Below are 678 nucleotides of genomic sequence, written 5' to 3' on the forward strand. Positions count from 1 at the left end.
CCAACTGAGCTAATGGCTCTCGAATTGAGATGATTCACTAATCTTTTATTTAAGACGGATGCCCACGCCTCAGTAAGCTTATTCAAGTAGTAGCTCGGCGTGTGCCCTGATGCTGTTTCAATGAAGCTTATTCGAACGTGCTCTACCAACTGAGCTAATGGCTCGAAAAAGGTGCCGGCGAGAGGACTTGAACCCCCAACCTACTGATTACAAGTCAGTTGCTCTACCAATTGAGCTACCCCGGCATAGGTTTAAAGTTAGTAATATATAAATGGTGGAGGATGACGGGATCGAACCGCCGACCCTCTGCTTGTAAGGCAGATGCTCTCCCAGCTGAGCTAATCCTCCAAAATGGTGACCCCTACGGGATTCGAACCCGTGTTACCGCCGTGAAAGGGCGGTGTCTTAACCGCTTGACCAAGGGGCCAGATGAAATTTTGACAAAAATAATAGCCCCTATTGGGGCTGGCCTGGCAACGTCCTACTCTCACAGGGACTTTCGTCCCAACTACCATCGGCGCTGAGAAGCTTAACTTCCGTGTTCGGTATGGGAACGGGTGTGACCTTCTCGCCATAGCTACCAGACCTATTTTGTTAGAGAGATCATTCTCTCAAAACTAGATAATGTAGAAGAAGTGTTTGTAAATTACGAGTTCGCTTAAAACTTGGTTAAGTCCT

Annotated in this window: 3 tRNA genes and 1 rRNA gene; all 4 read right to left on the bottom strand. The window is 47.5% G+C overall.

What is annotated here, in order from left to right:
• Positions 1-172: 172 nt before the first annotated feature.
• Positions 173-245, bottom strand: a tRNA-Thr gene (locus ABES03_RS19880).
• A gap of 27 nt (positions 246-272) precedes the next feature.
• A tRNA-Val gene (locus tag ABES03_RS19885) sits at positions 273-348 on the bottom strand.
• A gap of 4 nt (positions 349-352) precedes the next feature.
• A tRNA-Glu gene (locus tag ABES03_RS19890) sits at positions 353-427 on the bottom strand.
• Between the two features lie 41 nt (positions 428-468).
• Positions 469-585, bottom strand: a 5S ribosomal RNA gene (rrf, locus tag ABES03_RS19895).
• Positions 586-678 lie beyond the last annotated feature (93 nt).

Origin of the sequence: Neobacillus rhizosphaerae (assembly GCF_050477885.1) — a bacterium.
Classification (GTDB): Bacteria; Bacillota; Bacilli; order Bacillales; family Cytobacillaceae; genus Neobacillus; species Neobacillus rhizosphaerae_A.